The organism is Roseibium salinum (genome assembly GCF_026240905.1).
GTDB classification, from domain to species: domain Bacteria; phylum Pseudomonadota; class Alphaproteobacteria; order Rhizobiales; family Stappiaceae; genus Roseibium; species Roseibium salinum.
The window spans coordinates 3504453-3522243 of record NZ_JAPEVI010000003.1; the positions used below are offsets into that span (position 1 = coordinate 3504453).

At 62.6% G+C, this 17791-nt stretch carries 20 protein-coding genes; 8 read left to right on the forward strand and 12 right to left on the reverse strand.

Features of this window, described 5'->3' with window-relative positions; all coding sequences use genetic code 11:
- The first annotated feature begins 24 nt into the window (after positions 1-24).
- Positions 25-828 carry a HesA/MoeB/ThiF family protein gene (locus ON753_RS20735; RefSeq protein ID WP_265965029.1) on the forward strand — a complete coding sequence of 268 codons (804 nt, stop codon included), beginning with the start codon at positions 25-27 and terminating at the stop codon, positions 826-828.
- A 147-nt stretch (positions 829-975) separates the two neighbouring features.
- Here ON753_RS20735 and secB read toward each other — a convergent pair whose 3' ends face one another.
- Positions 976-1476: a protein-export chaperone SecB gene (gene secB / locus ON753_RS20740; RefSeq protein ID WP_265965031.1), complete on the reverse strand. Its 501-nt coding sequence runs from the start codon at positions 1474-1476 to the stop codon at positions 976-978.
- Positions 1477-1652: 176 nt separating this feature from the next.
- Between secB and ON753_RS20745 the strand changes: the two genes are divergently transcribed.
- Together ON753_RS20745 and ON753_RS20750 are read left to right on the forward strand one after the other, a co-directional pair.
- Positions 1653-2984: an ActS/PrrB/RegB family redox-sensitive histidine kinase gene (locus ON753_RS20745; RefSeq protein WP_265965032.1), complete on the forward strand. Its 1332-nt coding sequence runs from the start codon at positions 1653-1655 to the stop codon at positions 2982-2984.
- 125 nt (positions 2985-3109) lie between these two features.
- Positions 3110-3667: an ActR/PrrA/RegA family redox response regulator transcription factor gene (locus tag ON753_RS20750; RefSeq protein ID WP_265965033.1), complete on the forward strand. Its 558-nt coding sequence runs from the start codon at positions 3110-3112 to the stop codon at positions 3665-3667.
- A 165-nt stretch (positions 3668-3832) separates the two neighbouring features.
- Here the strand turns inward: ON753_RS20750 and ON753_RS20755 are convergent, their stop codons facing one another.
- Complete coding sequence (locus ON753_RS20755; protein ID WP_265965036.1) at positions 3833-4342, reverse strand: hypothetical protein; 510 nt, start codon at positions 4340-4342, stop codon at positions 3833-3835.
- A gap of 28 nt (positions 4343-4370) precedes the next feature.
- Between ON753_RS20755 and ON753_RS20760 the strand changes: the two genes are divergently transcribed.
- Together ON753_RS20760 and ON753_RS20765 are read left to right on the forward strand one after the other, a co-directional pair.
- Positions 4371-5792, forward strand: a complete 1422-nt coding sequence (locus tag ON753_RS20760; RefSeq protein WP_265965038.1) for a VHL beta domain-containing protein — start codon at positions 4371-4373, stop codon at positions 5790-5792.
- A 179-nt stretch (positions 5793-5971) separates the two neighbouring features.
- Positions 5972-7663 carry a methyl-accepting chemotaxis protein gene (locus tag ON753_RS20765; RefSeq protein ID WP_265965040.1) on the forward strand — a complete coding sequence of 564 codons (1692 nt, stop codon included), beginning with the start codon at positions 5972-5974 and terminating at the stop codon, positions 7661-7663.
- Between the two features lie 78 nt (positions 7664-7741).
- On the opposite strand, the gene ON753_RS20770 is transcribed toward ON753_RS20765, so the two are convergent.
- Positions 7742-8311, reverse strand: a complete 570-nt coding sequence (locus tag ON753_RS20770; RefSeq protein ID WP_265965042.1) for a TetR/AcrR family transcriptional regulator — start codon at positions 8309-8311, stop codon at positions 7742-7744.
- Positions 8312-8519: 208 nt separating this feature from the next.
- Between ON753_RS20770 and ON753_RS20775 the strand changes: the two genes are divergently transcribed.
- Positions 8520-8918 (forward strand): RidA family protein, encoded by a 399-nt coding sequence (locus ON753_RS20775; protein WP_265965044.1) that lies wholly within the window; start codon positions 8520-8522, stop codon positions 8916-8918.
- Between the two features lie 187 nt (positions 8919-9105).
- On the forward strand, positions 9106-10512 hold the full coding sequence (locus ON753_RS20780) for an NAD-dependent succinate-semialdehyde dehydrogenase (RefSeq protein ID WP_265965047.1): 1407 nt from the start codon (positions 9106-9108) through the stop codon (positions 10510-10512).
- A 95-nt stretch (positions 10513-10607) separates the two neighbouring features.
- On the opposite strand, the gene coaA is transcribed toward ON753_RS20780, so the two are convergent.
- Genes coaA through hisB form a run of 8 tightly spaced genes read right to left on the reverse strand, consistent with a single transcriptional unit; the run spans position 10608 to position 15569 of the window.
- Positions 10608-11573 carry a type I pantothenate kinase gene (gene coaA / locus ON753_RS20785; RefSeq protein ID WP_265965049.1) on the reverse strand — a complete coding sequence of 322 codons (966 nt, stop codon included), beginning with the start codon at positions 11571-11573 and terminating at the stop codon, positions 10608-10610.
- Positions 11574-11616: 43 nt separating this feature from the next.
- Positions 11617-11940 (reverse strand): phosphoribosyl-ATP diphosphatase, encoded by a 324-nt coding sequence (locus tag ON753_RS20790; protein WP_265965051.1) that lies wholly within the window; start codon positions 11938-11940, stop codon positions 11617-11619.
- 34 nt (positions 11941-11974) lie between these two features.
- The gene (gene hisF / locus ON753_RS20795) at positions 11975-12754 is read right to left on the reverse strand and encodes an imidazole glycerol phosphate synthase subunit HisF (RefSeq protein ID WP_265965053.1); all 780 of its coding nucleotides are present in this window, start codon (positions 12752-12754) and stop codon (positions 11975-11977) included.
- Complete coding sequence (gene hisA, locus ON753_RS20800) at positions 12751-13494, reverse strand: 1-(5-phosphoribosyl)-5-[(5-phosphoribosylamino)methylideneamino]imidazole-4-carboxamide isomerase (RefSeq protein WP_265965055.1); 744 nt, start codon at positions 13492-13494, stop codon at positions 12751-12753. The genes hisF and hisA overlap by 4 nt, the downstream gene beginning before the upstream one ends.
- Before the next feature lie 6 nt (positions 13495-13500).
- Positions 13501-13788, reverse strand: coding sequence for a DUF1330 domain-containing protein (locus tag ON753_RS20805; RefSeq protein ID WP_265965058.1), 288 nt, complete (start codon positions 13786-13788; stop codon positions 13501-13503).
- Between the two features lie 21 nt (positions 13789-13809).
- Positions 13810-14463, reverse strand: coding sequence for an imidazole glycerol phosphate synthase subunit HisH (hisH, locus tag ON753_RS20810; protein ID WP_265965059.1), 654 nt, complete (start codon positions 14461-14463; stop codon positions 13810-13812).
- Complete coding sequence (locus ON753_RS20815; RefSeq protein ID WP_265965061.1) at positions 14460-14960, reverse strand: DUF2628 domain-containing protein; 501 nt, start codon at positions 14958-14960, stop codon at positions 14460-14462. Before ON753_RS20815 ends, hisH begins: the two co-directional genes overlap by 4 nt.
- Before the next feature lie 15 nt (positions 14961-14975).
- Positions 14976-15569, reverse strand: a complete 594-nt coding sequence (hisB, locus tag ON753_RS20820) for an imidazoleglycerol-phosphate dehydratase HisB (RefSeq protein WP_265965063.1) — start codon at positions 15567-15569, stop codon at positions 14976-14978.
- Between the two features lie 313 nt (positions 15570-15882).
- On the opposite strand from hisB, the gene pyrF reads away from it, so the two are divergent.
- The gene (gene pyrF / locus ON753_RS20825; protein WP_265965065.1) at positions 15883-16611 is read left to right on the forward strand and encodes an orotidine-5'-phosphate decarboxylase; all 729 of its coding nucleotides are present in this window, start codon (positions 15883-15885) and stop codon (positions 16609-16611) included.
- 88 nt (positions 16612-16699) lie between these two features.
- Here the strand turns inward: pyrF and ON753_RS20830 are convergent, their stop codons facing one another.
- Positions 16700-17782, reverse strand: coding sequence for an ornithine cyclodeaminase (locus ON753_RS20830; protein WP_323054761.1), 1083 nt, complete (start codon positions 17780-17782; stop codon positions 16700-16702).
- Between the last annotated feature and the right edge of the window lie 9 nt (positions 17783-17791).

The window sequence follows — 17791 nt, forward strand, 5'->3', positions numbered from 1 at the left end:
CGATCAACGAGAACAGAACCCGACATGCTTTCTCCCGCTGAACTTGAACGCTATGCCCGGCACATCGTGATGCGCGAGATCGGCGGGGCCGGGCAGCAGAAGCTGAAGAACGCCCGCGTTCTGGTGATCGGCGCGGGCGGGCTCGGGGCGCCGGTGCTGCAATACCTGGCCGCCGCCGGGGTCGGGACGCTCGGCATCGTGGATGACGACACGGTGTCGCTTTCCAACCTGCAGCGCCAGGTGATCCACGACACCTATCAGCTCGGCGAACCGAAGGTCGCCAGCGCGGCCGAAGCGATTGCCCGGCTCAACCCGAATGTGAAGGTCGAGCCCCGTCCGACGCGCATTGCCGGGCATAATGCCATTTCACTCGTCACGAACTACGATATCGTCGTGGACGGCTCGGACAATTTCGACACCCGCTACCTGGTTTCCGATGCCTGTTTCTTTGCCCACAAGCCGCTGGTGACGGCCGCGGTCGGCCAATTCGACGGATCGATCACGACGCTGCGGCCGTTCGAAACCGGCGCGGACGGGATGCCCAATCCGACCTACCGCTGCCTCTTTCCGAAAAAACCGCGCGAGGGCCTGCTGCCGACCTGCGCGGAGGCCGGCATTCTCGGTGCGCTGACCGGCATCATCGGGGCCATGCAGGCCATGGAGGTCATCAAGGAACTGACGGGTACGGGCGAGGGCCTGGTCGGCCGGCTGATGATGTTCGACGCGCGCAGCTTCCGCATGGAAACCATCCGCTACAGGTATTCCCCGAAGAACCCCTTGAGCGGCGAGAACCCGAAGACCTGGGCGGAAATGCTGGAAGAGGTTTGAAGGCGAGAGCTTTCAGCTCGCCAGCCGTCATTGCCTTTCCAGGGCAGCAGATATCTTCGTGAATCCCGTCGCTGAAACACCGCCAAAAGACAAAAAGCCCGCGCCGGTCGTCCTGGCGCGGGCTCAATAACGCGGAATTCCAGAAACTCAGTTGGGCTTCTGCTCGCCGGACGGCTGGGCGGCCGCCTGCTGGGCCATGTTCTGGCGGTAGAGCTGGGCGAAGTCGATCGGATCGAGCATCAGCGGCGGGAAGCCGCCGTTGCGGGTGGCTTCGGACAGAATGTTGCGTGCGAACGGAAAGATCATGCGCGGACATTCGATCATGATGAAGGGGTGCATATGCTCCTTCGGAACGCCGGTGATCTTGAAGAGACCTGCATAGACCAGCTCGACGTTGAACATGACCAGATCCGGGCGCTCGGCCTTGGCGTTAAGCGTCAAGACGACTTCAAATTGATCGTCCCCCATCTGCTGGGCGCCGACATTCACGTTGATGTCCAGCTTCGGCTGATCGCCCTGGGCCAGCGCGCGCGGTGCATTCGGGTTCTCGAAGGACAGATCCTTGATGTACTGGCCAAGGATATGCATGCCCGGTGCGGCATTGCCTTCCGCCTGCGGCTGCGCGCCGCCGTCATTGGTGTCGGTCATCGTGTCTCGTTCCGTTGCGCGGTGCTGATCTGAAATGAAGAGCCTGAAAATCCCTCCAGACGGCCGCCGGCCCGCGTGATCCGGTCAGTCCTGTTACCGGCTGGCTACCATCTACCACCCTTGTACACAAGTACCACAGCCTTGCCAGTCCCGGGAAAGCCCGTCAAAAGGGACCCATGACAGACCAACCGACCTCGAACATCACCCTGCCGCACCGGCGGCTGAAGCTGGACACGCTGGTGCGCCTGCGCTGGCTTGCCGTCGGCGGGCAGTCGGCCGCGCTCCTGGTGGTGCATGTGGGGCTCGGTTATCCCCTGCCGGCCGGGATCGCCTTCGCCCTGGTGGCCCTGTCGGCCTGGCTGAACATCTTCCTGAAGATCCGCTCGCCGTCGGCCATACGCCTTTCGGAGCGGGCCGCCATGCTGCAGCTTGCCTATGACATCCTGCAGATGAGCGGTCTCCTGTTCCTCACCGGCGGCCTCGGCAATCCCTTCGCCTTCCTGCTGATGGCGCCGGTCATGGTGTCGGCAACCGGCCTGTCGGCCCGCTACACGATCATCCTGGGCATACTGGCGACGGCCTGCGCCACGCTCCTGGCCGTGTTTCACCTGCCGCTGCCCTGGCCGGCCGGTGAGAATTTCAGCCTGCCGGTGGTCTATTCCGTCGGCATCTGGGTAGCGCTGGTGTCCACGCTCGGGTTCATGGCGATCTACGCCTTCCGGGTGGCGGAAGAGGCCCGGCAGCTTGCCGATGCCCTTGCCGCAACCGAGCTGGTCCTTGCCCGTGAGCAGCATCTGAATGCGCTTGACGGCCTGGCGACGGCGGCCGCCCACGAACTTGGAACGCCGCTTGCGACGATTTACCTGGCGGCCAAGGAGCTTTCCGACGAATTCGAGGCCGGCGATACCCGCGCCGAGGATGTCGCGCTGATCCGCTCACAGTCGGAACGCTGCCGGGGGATCCTGCGTCAGCTGACCAGCCTTTCCAGCGAGGAGGACAGAACCTACCAGCGCATGCCCGTATCCCAGCTCCTGGAAGACGTGATCGATCCGCACCGTGGAACCGGCGTTGCCATCCATTCCAGCCGCGAGGGGCAGGGGGCCGAACCGGTCGGCACGCGGAACGCCGCTATCCGCTACGGTCTCGGCAATCTTGTCGAGAATGCCGTCGATTTCGCGAGATCGCGGGTCGATGTCTCCGCGGTCTGGGACGACAAGACACTTTCGATCTCGATCAAGGACGACGGCCCCGGCTTTTCCGTCGACGTGCTGGGCAAGATCGGTGACCCTTATGTCTCCATTCGCGGCAGCAAATCGCCGCAGCGGGCGACCGGCGGCGGCCTGGGACTGGGTATCTTCATTGCCAAGACGCTGCTGGAGCGCACCGGTGCAAAGATCAGTCTGGAAAACCAGCCGCCGCCGCTGAGGGGAGCCCATATCCGCGTCAGCTGGCCGCGCGAGGTCTTCGAAGGCGGCGCGGCGCATGACGCGATCAGTCTGAAACCTTGAGGGCAGTACTCTCCACAGTGGACGAAACGTCTTTTTCACACCATAACAACAGCAACGAGAAGATACGGTGGTACCCGGTTCAATAGCCCGGGCGCGGCAAGACAGAATAAGACGGTAAAAACGACATGACGGACCAGAATACTTCCTTGATCGCCTCGGAGGACATGAGCCTTCTCATCGTCGACGATGACAAGCCGTTCCAGCAACGCCTGGCCCGCGCAATGGAAAAGCGCGGTTTCATTACGGAAACGGCCGACAGCGTGCAGGACGCGGTTGCCAAGATCACCCGCAACGCCCCCGCCTATGCGATCGTCGACATGCGGCTGGAGGACGGAAACGGCCTTGACGTGATAGAGCAGATCCGTCAGAAGCGCCCGGATGCCCGCGCGATCGTGCTGACCGGATACGGCAATATCGCAACGGCGGTGACCGCAGTGAAACTGGGGGCGATCGATTACCTGGCCAAACCGGCGGATCCCGACGATATCGCCGCCGCGCTGGCCCGCACGCCCGAAGACAGGGCCCTGCCGCCGGAAAACCCCATGTCGGCCGACCGCGTGCGGTGGGAACATATTCAGCGGGTCTACGAGCTGTGCGACCGAAACGTTTCGGAAACGGCGCGGCGGCTCAATATGCACCGCCGCACGCTGCAGCGGATCCTGGCGAAGCGCGCGCCGCGGTAAAACCCGTGGGTCCAGGCCGATTGCAGGGTTGCCCTTTCGGCAACACTTTGCCTAACTAGAACATGTGACGTCTAACCGCGAATGGTGGTTTTCCGGTTCATCCTGCGTTCATCCGGACGCCGATAAGATGCTCCGGCTCTTTAAGATCGATCAACTTTCCCGCTTTCATGTACAGTCGCATGAACGCAGGTTGATCATGCGCTCCCATGGAGATCGCTCATGCGGCATGTTGCTGCTCAAGCTCGTTTTACACCCGTCTTCAAATCCGGCCTCCTCGCCGCATGCGGCCTCGTCTTCCTGGCTTGCGGCACGGCGGCCCATGCCCAATCCGCACCCGAAACGCTGCGCATCAACGTGGAACCGTCGCAGCCCGGCATACGATCGATTACCGTCAACAAGGGGTACCGGCCGATCATCAGCCGGGACGACAAGGGCGTCGTCATCGACACGATGGGCAGCGACAGCAAACTGCCGCCCTGTGACATCAAGCTGGAAGTGACGCTGGAAAACAGCCGCGTCCTGCACCGCGACGCCAATATCTGCAGCGGCAACACCCTGGTTGTGGACGTTTCCAACGACGGCAAGCCCGGCGTGGCGGCGCGTGTCGTCGGCACGGATACGGGGGTTGCGGCCGGTCCGGTCAGCAAATCCCCGGCCGACAGCCCGTCGTCCCAAACGTCAGGCACGTCCACACCTCAATCCGATGCACCTTCGGAAGACGAGGATCTCGTCCATTGCCAGGATCGATCCGCCCGCGGAATCCGGCGGCCTGGAACCGCTCGAGCAGCGCGATACGCCGATATCGGCCCCCGAGGGCTCGGAGACGCCCGGCGTTTCCGGGGACCTGGAAACCATCGTTCGCGAGCGGATCGGCGGATCCGGCAACGGCAACGGCAACGGCCAGCCGGTACTCGTCACCCCCCGGGAAGACAGGCAATGGCTGACGGAGCCCGGAAACCAGCCGGGTTCCCTCTCCGTGCTGCAACACACCGTGACCCAAACCGACGACCGGACCTTCCGGGCGGAATGCACCAGCCAGTCCGGGTTTGCCAAGCTAATTTTCCAGCAGGCTCCTGCGGGCCTTCAGGAAGGCATGCCGCAGGCCGTGCGCATCTCCGCGGGGGAATTCCAGGGCATGTACAATGCCTTCGGCTCTTCCGCTTCAAACGAAGCCGGCATCTCCCTGCCGGAAGTCAATATCGAGATGACCGATCCCCTGTGGGAGGCGATGATCCGGGAGAGCGAGCTGTCGGTCTCCGTTGAAGGCATGCCCGCCTACGCAGTGTCGCTGAAGGGGAGCGCCAATCCGGTGCGCCTGTTCGTGGCGACCTGTTCCCTGCCGCAGCAGATCGTCGCCGATGGGGCGCCCGGGGAAGAACCCGGCTCGGACCTTTCCTGCGGCGAACTCGGGCGTGTCCGGTCGGTCGAAGCCGTCCGTCCCGGGCAGATCGTCTTCCGCAATGCCAGCCAGCAGCCGGTCGACGTCCACTGGATCGACTATCGCGGGGGCGAGCGGCCCTATGCCCGCCTGGAGCCGGGCCAGATCCTCGAGCAGCAGACCTATGTTTCTCATGCATGGTCCGTGCGCGGCGCCGGAGGCGAATGCCGCGGCATCTACGTGACCCGCACGCCCTATCGCGAAGTCGTCATTCAGGGGCCCGCCCAGTTCGGCCCCGTGGGCGGCAATGGCAACTTCGGCAACCAGGGGGGCGGCTTTGGCGGTCAGGACAATTTCGGGGGCCAGGATAATTTCGGGGGTCAGGATAATTTCGGGGGTCAGGGCGGGTTTCAGAACAACCAGTTCAACAACGGCCTTCCCGCTGGTCCGGTGCCGCCTGGAGAGGTCGGCGGGGCAGCCGGCCAACCGGGCATCGAGCAATATGCCGCCGGGGCCGGGGCCGCGGACTATCTGTGCACGGCGGGCATCGACCTGAACGTGGTGTTTTCTCCCGACGGCCAACGCGCGACCGTTTCGGAGATGGGTTACGGTGCCGTGACGCTGTACCGCCAGGGCAGCCCGAGCACGTTCTATTTCGAATCGGAAGGGCATGTCCTGAAAGGCCAGATCCGGAACGCGACCTGGTCGCGGCCGGGGCTGCGGGACGTTTTCTGCGCGCGCCGGTAAGGGCCGGAGAAGCCAAACAGCCATAGCGTGTTCCATCAGGGGAGCCCTGCAGCAATCGTCCCTGTCATTTGTTTGAGGGCATGTTGAATAATTGTGCGGCGCGGTCCCGATTTTAAGTTTTTGGTCAACTGTTTGGCCGATTTCTCTTGATTACGCAATTCGAGAGGAATCAGCCCATCATGTCATTCGCACGCTGGCCCATTACCTGGAAAATGAGCCTTCCCATCGCAACGATCCTGGTTTTCACCGTTGCGATCTGCGCCATCAGCCTGAACAGCCTTTATGCGGCGATGTTTGATGAGCGGCTGAAAAAGATCGAAGACATTTCCAACAGCGCCGTTTCCATCGCCGCCTATTACCACGGTCTGGAGACCGCCGGCGACATGAGCCGCGAGGAAGCCCAGGCCGCAGCCAAGGCGGCGATCGGGGCCATCAGGTTCGAAGACGGCAACAATTACGTTTTCGCCTACGACTACAAGGGCATCAACCTCGTTCATTCGAACCCGAAGCTGGTCGGCACCGACATGATCGGTTTCTCGGACCAGACCGGGGTCAAGATCGTTGCCGAGCTCATCAAGAAGGCCAAGACAGGCGGCGGATCGCTACTCTATTTCTGGCCGCGCACAAGCGGCGCCGCGCCGGTCGAGAAATACAGTTGGGGCACCGGTTTCGAGCCGTGGAACTGGATGATCGGCACCGGCGTCTACATGGATGATGTGGATTCGGCCTACTGGAATGCGGCCATGACGATCATCGCGCTTGCGGTTGCCGGCGCCCTGGTGGCCATTGCCGTTGCATTCGCCGCCGTCCGCAACACCGTGCGTCCGCTTCGCGCGCTGACCTCGAATATGAGCACACTTGCCGAGGGGCACACGGACATCGTAATCGACGGTGCCGATCGCGGTGACGAAATCGGCCGGATGGCTTCCGCCATGCAGATCTTCGTGCGCAACGAAACCGCCCGGCGGGAGATGGAAGACCGGCAGAATGCCGCTCAGGAGGACGCCGCCCGCAGGGGCGAGGAAATTCAACATCTGAGCGGCGAGTTCGACCGGCAGATCATGGAGATGATGAGTATCATCGACAGCTCCGTGCAGAGCCTGCAGGCCGCCTCGAGCGACATGACCGCCGTTGCGGCCCAGACGACCGAACAAAGCGGCGTGGTGTCCAATGCCTCTTCGCAGGCGGCTCACAACGTCGAGACGGTTGCCGCGGCCGCCGAAGAACTGTCGGCTTCCGTCAACGAAATCCGCAGGCAGGTGAAGTCCTCCAGCGAAATCGCCGCCCGCGCAGCCGGGGAAGCCAAATCCACCAATCAGCGCATGAACGGCCTTTCGGACGCCGCCACGCGGATCGGTGAGGTCGTCACGCTCATCCAGGCGATTGCCGAACAGACCAACCTCTTGGCCCTCAATGCGACGATCGAAGCCGCCCGCGCCGGGGAAGCCGGCAAGGGCTTTGCGGTGGTTGCCGCGGAAGTGAAGGAACTGGCGACACAGACCTCCAAGGCAACCGAGGAGATTTCCAGCCAGATCTCGGCGATCCAGGAAGAAACCGGCCATGCGGCGAGCGCGATCTCTTCGGTGACCGAGATCATCAGCAACATGAACGAAATCGCCTCCTCGATCGCATCCTCCGTGGAGGAGCAGGGGGTGGCCACCCAGGAAATCGCAGTCAACGCGACAGAGGCATCCCGCAGCACCGTGGAAGTGACGACCAACATCGAGTCCGTTGCAGCGGCGGCGGAAAACACGCGCGATACCGCGGAAAAGGTCGATACGTCCGCGCAGCAGCTCAAGGAAAACGCCACCATGCTGCGGACCCAGGTTGCAACCTTCCTGCAGGAAGTGCGTCGGCGGTCAGCCGCGTAAGCCCGATCCTGGCGAACGAAAAAGCCCCGCGGTCCGGCAAGGATCGCGGGGCTTTTGCATTCTTGCGGAGTTCCGTCCTCAATCCGGTGTCAGCAGACCTTCGGCCAGGCAGCGAAAAGCCTCAACCACCCTGACCAGCACGGCTTGCGGATCATCGCTGGCGGCGATCCAGAGCGCGGCGTTGAAGGCGGCCCCGTTCAACAGCCGGGCGGCCGCCTCGGGATCTACCGGCTTTACGATACCTTTCGCAATCAGGCTCTCCAGCGCCTGGGTCGTGGCCTTGAGACAGCTGTTCTGGCTGGGCCATTGCGAGGGATCCCCCAGAACGGCCGGTCCGTCGAGCAGCACGATGCGCTGGACCTCGGGTTTCAGGGCCATCTCGATATAGGCGATGCCTTCCGCCAGGAGACGTTCCCAGTCGTTTTCGGCCTTTTGTCCGACAGCCCGCGCCTGGGCGGATATTTCTCCGTCGATCTGGCTGACCACAGCCTGCAGCAAACCCTTCTTGTCGCCGAAATTGTGATAGAGCGCTCCCCGCGTCAAGCCGACGGAGGCGGTCAGATCGTCCATCGAAGCGGCAGAATACCCCTGTTCGGCAAAGGCCTTGCGCGCGGCGCCGATCAGCCTGGCACGGGTCTCCTCCATCATCTGAGCTCTTCGCTTTACGGCCATCTGCGCCTTTCTGATTTCACATACGTCCTGTATTTCAATTTGACATACGCGGCGTATGCGCGATATTAACATACGCTGCGTATATCAAATACGCCCGGCCGTCTGCCCCACCTCGATCATGGACGGTACGAGCGGGCCGACATCCTTATGTCACTTCAGCCTCAAACTCAAAGGAATGCACATCATGCCCCAACGCCAGGCGATTTTTCCAGATGGCCGCAATGCACTTTATGAACAGCACCGCTATTCGGCCGCGATCCGTTCGGACGATCTGCTTTTCGTCTCAGGCCAGGTCGGCAGCCGTCCGGACGGTTCTCCCGAGCCCGATTTCGAGCGCCAGGTCCGTCTGGCATTCGACAACCTGGCCGCAGTCCTGCAGGCTGGCGGCTGCACACTTCAGGACGTGGTGGACGTCACGACCTTCCACACTGATCCGGCCAACCAGTTTGAAACGCTGATGAAGGTCCGCGACGAGGTGATCGGTGATCCGCCCTATCCGAACTGGACGGCGGTCGGGGTGAACTGGCTGGCAGGCTTCGATTTCGAGATCAAGGTCATCGCCCGCGTTCCGCAATCCGCGTGACCGGCAGGGCCAATCGGGGGGACCGAACGGCGCGCGATCTCCCCGGCCCTTCGCCTGATTGCAGTCTCAAGCGGGAACACGTGCCCGCTCAAGTGGTTCTATTAGTACCTGCCGCACTGACGGCCACGGCACGCAGGCCGGAAATCTGCCTGCAATGACCAAAACCACATGTTGAAGGGACAGACCGATGCCTCTCCAGTCGATCAACCCCGCGACGGGCGAAACCCGCGAAACCTTTGAGGAGATCTCCGCCGAAGATGTCCGCAAGGCGATCGAAGAGGCGAACGCTGCCTGGAAGGACTGGCGCCGCCGCGGGATCGCCGAGCGGGCCCACATGATGCGCAAAGCCGCCGATATCCTGCGCGAGGGTGCGCGCGACTACGGACGGCTGATGAGCGAGGAAATGGGCAAGCCCATTGCCCAGGCGGTTGCGGAGGCGGAGAAATGTGCCTGGTGCTGCGACTACTACGCCGACAACGCAGGAATGTTCCTCGCGCCGGAGATCGTCGAAACGGGACACCGCAAGAGCCTTGTCACTTTCAAGCCTCTGGGCGTCATCCTGGCCGTCATGCCCTGGAACTTCCCGTTCTGGCAGGCGTTCCGCTTTGCCGCTCCCTCCTTGATGGCCGGCAATGCCGCGGTGCTCAAGCATGCCTCCAACGTTCCGGCCTGCGCACTCGCAACCGAGGACGTCTTCCGCAAGGCCGGATTTCCGGAAAACCTCTTCCGCACGCTGCTGATCGGCTCCGGCGCCGTCGATGAGGTGATCGAGGACCCGCTCGTGCGCGCCGTCACGCTTACCGGCAGCGGCGCGGCCGGCCGGGCGGTGGCGAGCAAGGCCGGAGGGGCCCTGAAGAAGACCGTCCTCGAACTCGGCGGCAGCGATGGCTATCTCGTGCTCGAGGATGCGGATATCGCCTTCGCCGCGGAAACGGCGGCCAAGGGCCGTCTGATCAACTCCGGCCAGAGCTGCATCGCGGCCAAGCGCTTCATCGTGCATGAGAGCGTTCGCGCCGCCTTCGAGGAGGCCTTCGTGGAGGAAATGCGCAAGGCAAAGATGGGCGACCCCTTGTCGGAGGACACCACCATCGGTCCGATGGCGCGCCGCGACCTGCGCGACGCGTTGCACCGGCAGGTGGAGGACAGCCTTGCCAAGGGCGCAAACTGCCTTTTGGGCGGCTCCGTTCCGGAAGGGCCGGGCGCCTATTATCCGCCCACCGTGCTCTCCGGAGTGAAGCCAGGCATGCCGGCCTATGACGAAGAGATGTTCGGGCCCGTGGCCGCCGTCATCTCGGTTGCCGACGAAGCCGAGGCGGTCAAGGTGGCCAATGACACGGTTTTCGGGCTGGGAGGCGGCATTTTCACGCGGGATCTCGAGCGCGGCGAGCGCCTTGCCCGCGAAGCGGTCGAGGCCGGCTCCGTGTTCGTGAATGCGACGGTGCAATCCCATCCCAAACTGCCCTTCGGCGGCATCAAGGAGAGCGGCTATGGCCGCGAGCTTTCGCACTACGGGATCAAGGAATTCGTCAATATCAAAACGGTCGTGGTGTCGGACGGAAGTGCGCCTGAAACGCCCTCGGCGCAAAGCGAATAACGTCAGGAAGTCCACTCGCCAAGGGCCGCGTCTTGCCGAGATGGGCGGACCGACGAGTCCCAGTATCTTATCGGTGCTGCGTATGGGCCCGTATTCTAGACCTTGCGCAGGGCGACCTTGGAAATTCTATGGCTGTCGTCCTTGGTCAGGATCAGGTCCGCTCTCGGCCGTGTCGGTAGGATGTTTTCGCGCAGGTTGACGAGGTTGATCTCGTTCCAGATCCGGTTCGCCGTTATCACGGCCTCCTCGTCGGAAATATGGGAATATTTATGGAAATAGGATCCGGGATCGCGGAAAGCGGTCTCTCTCAGACGCATGAAACGGTCCACATACCATTTCAGCAGCAGGTCCTCGTCGGCATCGATATAGACCGAGAAATCGAAGAAGTCGGAGACGAACGGAACGGCCCGGCCATCCTTCGGCAATTCTCTTGTCTGCAGCACGTTGAGGCCCTCGACGATCAGAATGTCCGGCCGGTCGATGGTGACCGAGTTGCCGGGCATGACGTCATAGTAGAAATGCGAATAGACCGGGGCCCGCACGTGGCGCCGGCCGGCCTTGATGTCCGACAGGAATTTCAGAAGCCTCGGCCGGTCGAAGCTTTCCGGAAATCCCTTTTTGCTCATCAGCCCTTCGGCTTCCAGGATCGCGTTGGGATAAAGAAACCCGTCGGTGGTGATCAGGTCGACCTTCGGACTGGCCGGCCAGCGGGCCAGAAGCTCACGCAGCACACGCGAGGTGGTCGACTTGCCGACGGAGACCGACCCGGCGACGCCGATGATGAACGGCGTCTTGCCGTCGCGGGTGCCCAGGAAGCTCTGGGTGGCCTGATGGATGCTGATCGTGGCTTCCGCATAGAAGGCGAGCAGGCGCGAAAGGGGCAGGTAGATGGTCTCGACCTGCTCCATGGACATCGGCGCGTTCAGGCCCTGGAGCTGCGAAACTTCGTGTTCCGACAGCGTCATGGGTGTGTCGGCACGCAGCCGGGCCCACTGGCGCTCGGTGAACACCATGTAGGGGGATAAATCCATTTCCAGGGCCGTGGCGACTTTCTGATCCATATTACTCGCAGTTCTGCTGCGGCGGCTGATCGGGGGAACCGGTTTATTCCTGCGGCCGCGAGGCCTTTTCTTCAAGTCCGGTCTGTCCCGTACGCCTGCCAAGCTCCTTCATAACATCGTCAAGCGGAACTTCGGACACGTTTAGAACCACCAGCAAATGATACAGCACATCAGCGGCCTCTGCCGTCAATTCCTGCCGGTCTTCCCTGACTGCGGCAATCGCCGCTTCAACCGCCTCCTCTCCCAGTTTCTGTGCGCATTTGGCAACGCCCTTGTTGACGAGCTTGCGCGTGTAGGACGTCTCGTCCGCACTCTTCGCACGTGCAGCAATAATGGCGTCCAGATCGTCCAGAGTGAACTTGGTCATTAGGATAGGTTCCGCGTCGGGGATTTTGTCTGCATCAGGCGTCCAGGCGCATGGGTATGCCCGCATCGCTCATATAATGCTTGGCCTCCTGGACGGCATATTCTCCGAAATGGAAAATGGAGGCGGCAAGCACGGCCGTCGCATGGCCGTCGCGAATGCCTTCGACCAGATGGTCCAGGGTGCCGACACCGCCTGAGGCAATCACGGGAACCGGCACGGCATCGGCAATCGCCCGTGTCAGCGCGATGTTATAGCCGGATTTGGTGCCGTCCCGGTCCATGGAGGTGACAAGCAGTTCGCCGGCGCCGAGTTCGACCACCTTCCTGGCGAACTCCACCGCGTCGATGCCGGTCGCAGTGCGGCCACCATGGGTGAAGATCTCGAATTTTTCCGGCTCGCCCGGTTCATTGACCTGTTTGGCGTCGATGGAGACGACAATGCACTGGGCACCGAACTTTTCGGCCGCTTCGCGCACGAAATCCGGGTTTTTGACCGCCGCCGTGTTGATGGACACCTTGTCCGCCCCGGCGATCAGGAGCTTGCGGATATCCTCGACCGTGCGAACGCCGCCGCCGACGGTCACGGGCATGAAGCAGGCTTCGGCGGTGCGCCGGACCACGTCGTAGATCGTGTCCCGGCCCTCATGGCTTGCGGTGATGTCCAGAAAACACAGCTCATCGGCCCCGGCCGCGTCATAGGCCTTGGCCGCTTCCACCGGATCGCCGGCATCGACCAGATCGACGAAATTGACGCCCTTGACGACACGGCCGTCCTTCACGTCCAGGCAGGGAATGACGCGGGCTTTGAGGGTCATGATGCTTTACTCCGCTGTGCCCGGATCAGATCCATCGCTTCTTTCGGATCGAGCCGCCCGTCATAAAGTGCCCGGCCGGAAATGGCGCCTTCCAGGATGGCGCAGTCCGGTTCCAGCAGGCGGTGGATGTCGTCAATCGATGCGAGGCCGCCGGAGGCGATGACCGGGATGGAGACGGACCGGGCCAGGTCCAGCGTCGAGGGTATGTTGAGGCCCTTCAGGACGCCGTCGCGGTCGATATCGGTGTAGATGATCGCGGCAACGCCCGCGTCCTCGAACCTTCCGGCAAGATCGACAGCGGTGAGCTCCGACGTTTCCGCCCAGCCCTCCACCGCAACGTGGCCGCCCTTGGCATCGATGCCGACGGCGACCTTGCCCGGAAACTTCCGGCAGGCCTCCTTCACCAGATCGGGATCGCGGACGGCAACGGTGCCGAGAATGACCCGGGCGATGCCTTTCGCGAGCCAGGTTTCGACATGATCCAGGGCCCTGATCCCGCCGCCGAGCTGAAGCGGTTTCGCTGTCGCGGCCAGAATGGCATCAACGGCAGTCCCGTTGACGCTTTCGCCGGCAAAAGCGCCGTTCAGGTCGACCACATGCAGCCACTCGAACCCCTGGTCCTCGAAAGCCTTCGCCTGGGCGCCGGGGTTGTCGTTGAACACGGTTGCCTGGTCCATGTCGCCAAGCTTCAAACGGACACACTGGCCATCTTTCAGGTCAATGGCGGGAAAGAGGATCATATCGTCTCAAGTTCCTTCGACGATGACGATTTCGCCATCGGCATATTGCTGGCGGATTTTGACCGCTTCCTGGTATTCGGGCGAGTTATAGCAATCGACGGCGTGTTGAAAGCTCGGAAACTCGATGATGACGTTGCGCGCGCGGCCCGGGCCTTCGATGGCATTGGTCTTGCCGCCGCGGGCCAGGAAGTTCGCCCCGAACCTTTCGAAGGCCGGTTTCGCGGTCTCGACATATTTCGGGTAATTGTCCGGATCGTGCACGTCCACACGCGCAATCCAGTATCCTTTGCTCATAATAATGACCTCCCAGGGGTTCTACGGGTTCCAGTCGAGGAAATTGGCGATCAGCTCCAGGCCGAGGCGCTGGCTCTTTTCCGGGTGGAACTGCGTGCCGATCATGTTGTCCTTCGCCACCATTGCCGTGAAGGGTCCGCCGTAGTCGAACGTCGCCAGTCGGTCCGCCTCGTTGGCGCAGGCGAAGTGATAGGAGTGGACGAAATAGGCATGCAGGCCGTCCGGCCCGGTTTCGATGCCGGCGAACACCGGATGGCCCTCGGGCCGGACATCGATGGTGTTCCAGCCCATATGCGGGATCTTCAGGGACGGATCGGAGAGTTTCATCGCCGTCACGTCGCCGTCGATCCAGCCGAGACCTTCCACGGTTTCGAATTCCAGGCCCCGGCTTGCCATCAGCTGCATGCCGACGCAGATGCCGAAGAACGGCTTGCCCTGCCTGCGGACGGTTTCCTCCAGAGCCTCGGGCATGCCTTCAACAGCCCACAGGCCTCGTTTGCAGTCGGCAAAGGCGCCGACGCCCGGCAGGACCACCCGGTCGGCCTTCAGGACCCGCTCCGGATCGGCGGTGACGATCACGTCCGGCATATGGGCATGAGCGCGGGCCGCGCGCTCGAATGCCTTCTCCGCCGAGCGCAGATTGCCCGAACCGTAGTCGATAATTGCAATTGTCATTGACGGGTCTCCGGACCGAGCGTCAGGCCCACGACCTGCTCGCTGCCGATCCTCGGGATGATGGGGGTTGGAGCCGGACGCGGCCGGTGCGTCTGCGGCTTTTGCTCCGGCATGTGCCGGGCTGCCTTGTTGAGGAAGCGCATTTCAGCCTCCGCCCGGCCGGAACCGTCGGCGATGCCGATCATGCGCCAGCCCTTGCGCTCCAACGACCAGCGCCGCAGGGCCTGCGCCTCGAAGCCGAACAGAAGCGACACCAGCAGCGCCAGGGTACCCACCACCTGGCTGCTGACGGACAGTGCCAGCAGTTCGATGGCAAGGGTCAAGGCAAGATAGCCGAGGAATACCAGCCACATGCGGTGAAACAGGAGCCAGACGAGCGAAAACAGGAACGCCAGGAACGAGAAGCGGTCCGGCACGAATTCAAGCCTGTCCGTCTGGCGGGGATCTCCCGTCAGGTCTTCATATTCGGGCGGTGCCATCACGATGTAGGTGCCCATGTGCCGATCCGTCAGTTAGCCGCCAAGCTGGCCCTTGGTGGTTGGAATCCGGTCCGCCTGCCGCGGGTCGATCTCGACCGCCTTGCGCAGCGTGCGGGCAACCGCCTTGAAGCAGGTTTCCGCGATATGGTGGCAATTTGAACCGTAAAGATTGGCGATATGAAGGGTGATCCCGGCATTCATGGCAAATGCCCGGAAAAACTCCTCGAAGAGTTCGGTGTCGAAATCGCCGACCTTGTCCCGGTCGAAGGTCACATCCCAGACAAGAAACGGCCGCCCGGAAACGTCGAGCGCGCATCGGGTGAGGGCTTCGTCCATCGCCAGATGCGTGTCGGCATAACGGGTGATGCCCGCCATGTCGCCCAGCGCGCTGGTGATTGCCTGCCCCAGCGCGATGCCGGTATCCTCCACCGTGTGGTGAAAATCGATATGGGTATCGCCTTCGGCGCGGACGTTGATGTCGATCAGCGAATGGCGCGACAGCTGCTCCAGCATATGGTCGAAAAAGCCGATACCGGTCTTGACGTCGTAAGCGCCCGTGCCGTCCAGATTGATTTCGACGGAAATGCGGGTTTCCTTGGTATCGCGCGATACACTCGCTGTGCGCATGTGCTGTTGTCCCCGAGGGTTGAGAAGAACCGGCGGTGTTGTAGCAGCCTGAACCGCCTAATGAAATAGCCACGTGACCTCAGGCTCGCGGCAGGACTGATCTGGAATGCGTAATTCTTCAATCAAAGCTGAGCGATCCCGCCCGTCTCAAGGCAGATGGGCACATTCGGGAATACTTGAATGCAGATAATGTTATGATTCATAATCAGTTAGCGGCTTTGCCCGCATTCACACCCTTGAGGGTGCTCTGGCACTCCCTCCGGTGTGATGCTATGGACGAGACGCCTTGCCGCCTGCCAGAAGGAGCCACCCCATGCCGACCAGCCCGTTTGCCCCGCAATCCGCACGCGACCGCCTGATGCTTGCGCTGGATTTCCCCACCGTCGGGGAAGCGGAAGCGCTTGTGAACCGGACGGACGGCAAGGTCGGCGTCTACAAGATCGGCATGGAGCTGCAATTCGCCGGCGGCCTTGAATTTGCTCGCGAGCTGGCCGAGGACGGCAAACGGATCTTTCTGGACGTCAAGCTGCACGATATCGACAACACCATCACCAGGGCTGTCCGGAACGTTGCCAGGATGGGCATGACCTTCATGACCGTTCACGGCTATCCCAAGACCATGCGCGCGGCGGTGAAGGGGCTGGAAGAAGAAGGCAACCCCAATCTCTGCCTGCTTGGGGTAACCGTGCTCACCTCCATGGACGAGGACGATCTGGCCGCCGCCGGATATCGCGGGCCGCTTGCCGAAGTGGTGGAGGCGCGGGCGCGCGACGCCAGGGCGGCCAGAATGGGCGGCATCGTCTGCGCGGCGACGGAAGCGGAAAAGATGCAGTCGATCCTGGGCGACGACCTGGTGATCGTGACCCCCGGCATCCGGCCGGCGGGCAGCGATGCCGGCGACCAGCGACGGGTGATGACGCCCGCCGACGCGATCAGTGCCGGCAGCGACTTTCTGGTCGTCGGCCGCCCGATCAGCCGGGCGGACGACCCCGGCGCCGCGGCCGACGCGGTTGTCGCCGAAATCGAGGCCGCTCTCGGCTAGCCCTGGGCCCGCGTCAGGTTTTCCGATGGTCGGACTTGGCTGCGGTGAGGATGCGCAGCCACGCACTTGTCGAGGCTGCCGGGATGTCTCAGGCCGCCCGATCATCGGCACCGGCGGAGCGCAGGATCATGCCGAAGAGATCGCGCGGATCGTCCGGGTCCGCCAGGAGATCGAGTTTTTCGAAGAGCCCTGTCCTGGGAAGCAGATCGCGCACGTAACGGAGCGCGGCGAAATCCTCTATGGCGAAGCCGACACTGTCGAAAAGGGTGATCTGGTCCGGCGAGGTGCGGCCCTGGGCCCTGCCGGCGTAGACCTGCCAGAGCTCGGTAACCGGATGATCGCGGTCCAGCTGCTGGAATTCGCCCTCGATATGGGTCTGATCCGGAAATTCGACGAAAATGTCGGATCTCAGCAGGATGTCCCGGTGCAGCTCGGTCTTGCCCGGACAGTCGCCGCCGACCGCGTTGATGTGAACTCCGGCCCCGACCATGTTGTCGGTCAGGATTGTCGCGGATTTCTTGTCCGCGGTGACGGTCGTGATGATCTGCGCGCCCTCGATGGCGTCTTCCGGCGTCTTGCAGATGGTCACGTTGAGGCCGCTATCGGCCAGATTGCGGGCGAGGCGGAGGCTGGCGCCCGTTTCGATGTCGTAGGCCCGGATATCCGTGATCCCGAGCAGCTCCTTGAAGGCCAGGCACTGGAAATCGGACTGGGCGCCGTTGCCGATGATCGCCATCGTCTTGGAGCCCTTGGGCGCGAGATATTTCGCCGCCAGGGCCGAGTTCGCCGCCGTGCGCAGGGCGGTGAGGATGGTCATCTCGGTGAACAGAACCGGATATCCGGTGGTCAGGTTGGCCAGGACACCGAAGCCGGTCACGGTCTGCAGGCCGGAGCTGGTATTGCCCGGATGGCCGTTGACGTATTTGAAGCCGAATGTCTTGCCGTCGCTGGTCGGCATCAGTTCGATCACGCCCTGGGGCGCGTGGGCGGGAATACGCGGCTTCTTGTCGAAACTCTCCCAGCGCAGGAAATCCTGCTCGATGTACTCGGCAAGGCCGCGCATGAAGGCTTCCACGCCGACGGCGCGCACGTTGCGCATCATGTTGTCGACGCTGACAAAGGGAACGTAAGCCAGGTCCGACGGATTCAGGTTGATGGGGGTCACGGTCATGTTTCAGAT

Excerpts from the sequence above, each read along its gene's own strand:
- pyrF (WP_265965065.1), top strand. The coding sequence starts at position 15,883 with ATGCCGACCAGCCCGTTTGCCCCGCAATCCGCACGCGACCGCCTGATG.
- ON753_RS20780 (WP_265965047.1), top strand. The coding sequence starts at position 9,106 with ATGCCTCTCCAGTCGATCAACCCCGCGACGGGCGAAACCCGCGAAACC.
- ON753_RS20830 (WP_323054761.1), bottom strand. The coding sequence starts at position 17,782 with ATGACCGTGACCCCCATCAACCTGAATCCGTCGGACCTGGCTTACGTT.
- ON753_RS20790 (WP_265965051.1), bottom strand. The coding sequence starts at position 11,940 with ATGACCAAGTTCACTCTGGACGATCTGGACGCCATTATTGCTGCACGT.
- hisA (WP_265965055.1), bottom strand. The coding sequence starts at position 13,494 with ATGATCCTCTTTCCCGCCATTGACCTGAAAGATGGCCAGTGTGTCCGT.
- ON753_RS20765 (WP_265965040.1), top strand. The coding sequence starts at position 5,972 with ATGTCATTCGCACGCTGGCCCATTACCTGGAAAATGAGCCTTCCCATC.
- hisB (WP_265965063.1), bottom strand. The coding sequence starts at position 15,569 with ATGCGCACAGCGAGTGTATCGCGCGATACCAAGGAAACCCGCATTTCC.
- hisF (WP_265965053.1), bottom strand. The coding sequence starts at position 12,754 with ATGACCCTCAAAGCCCGCGTCATTCCCTGCCTGGACGTGAAGGACGGC.
- ON753_RS20745 (WP_265965032.1), top strand. The coding sequence starts at position 1,653 with ATGACAGACCAACCGACCTCGAACATCACCCTGCCGCACCGGCGGCTG.
- hisH (WP_265965059.1), bottom strand. The coding sequence starts at position 14,463 with ATGACAATTGCAATTATCGACTACGGTTCGGGCAATCTGCGCTCGGCG.
- ON753_RS20815 (WP_265965061.1), bottom strand. The coding sequence starts at position 14,960 with ATGGGCACCTACATCGTGATGGCACCGCCCGAATATGAAGACCTGACG.
- ON753_RS20775 (WP_265965044.1), top strand. The coding sequence starts at position 8,520 with ATGCCCCAACGCCAGGCGATTTTTCCAGATGGCCGCAATGCACTTTAT.
- ON753_RS20760 (WP_265965038.1), top strand. The coding sequence starts at position 4,371 with ATGCACCTTCGGAAGACGAGGATCTCGTCCATTGCCAGGATCGATCCG.
- ON753_RS20805 (WP_265965058.1), bottom strand. The coding sequence starts at position 13,788 with ATGAGCAAAGGATACTGGATTGCGCGTGTGGACGTGCACGATCCGGAC.
- ON753_RS20750 (WP_265965033.1), top strand. The coding sequence starts at position 3,110 with ATGACGGACCAGAATACTTCCTTGATCGCCTCGGAGGACATGAGCCTT.
- ON753_RS20770 (WP_265965042.1), bottom strand. The coding sequence starts at position 8,311 with ATGATGGAGGAGACCCGTGCCAGGCTGATCGGCGCCGCGCGCAAGGCC.
- secB (WP_265965031.1), bottom strand. The coding sequence starts at position 1,476 with ATGACCGACACCAATGACGGCGGCGCGCAGCCGCAGGCGGAAGGCAAT.
- ON753_RS20735 (WP_265965029.1), top strand. The coding sequence starts at position 25 with ATGCTTTCTCCCGCTGAACTTGAACGCTATGCCCGGCACATCGTGATG.
- coaA (WP_265965049.1), bottom strand. The coding sequence starts at position 11,573 with ATGGATCAGAAAGTCGCCACGGCCCTGGAAATGGATTTATCCCCCTAC.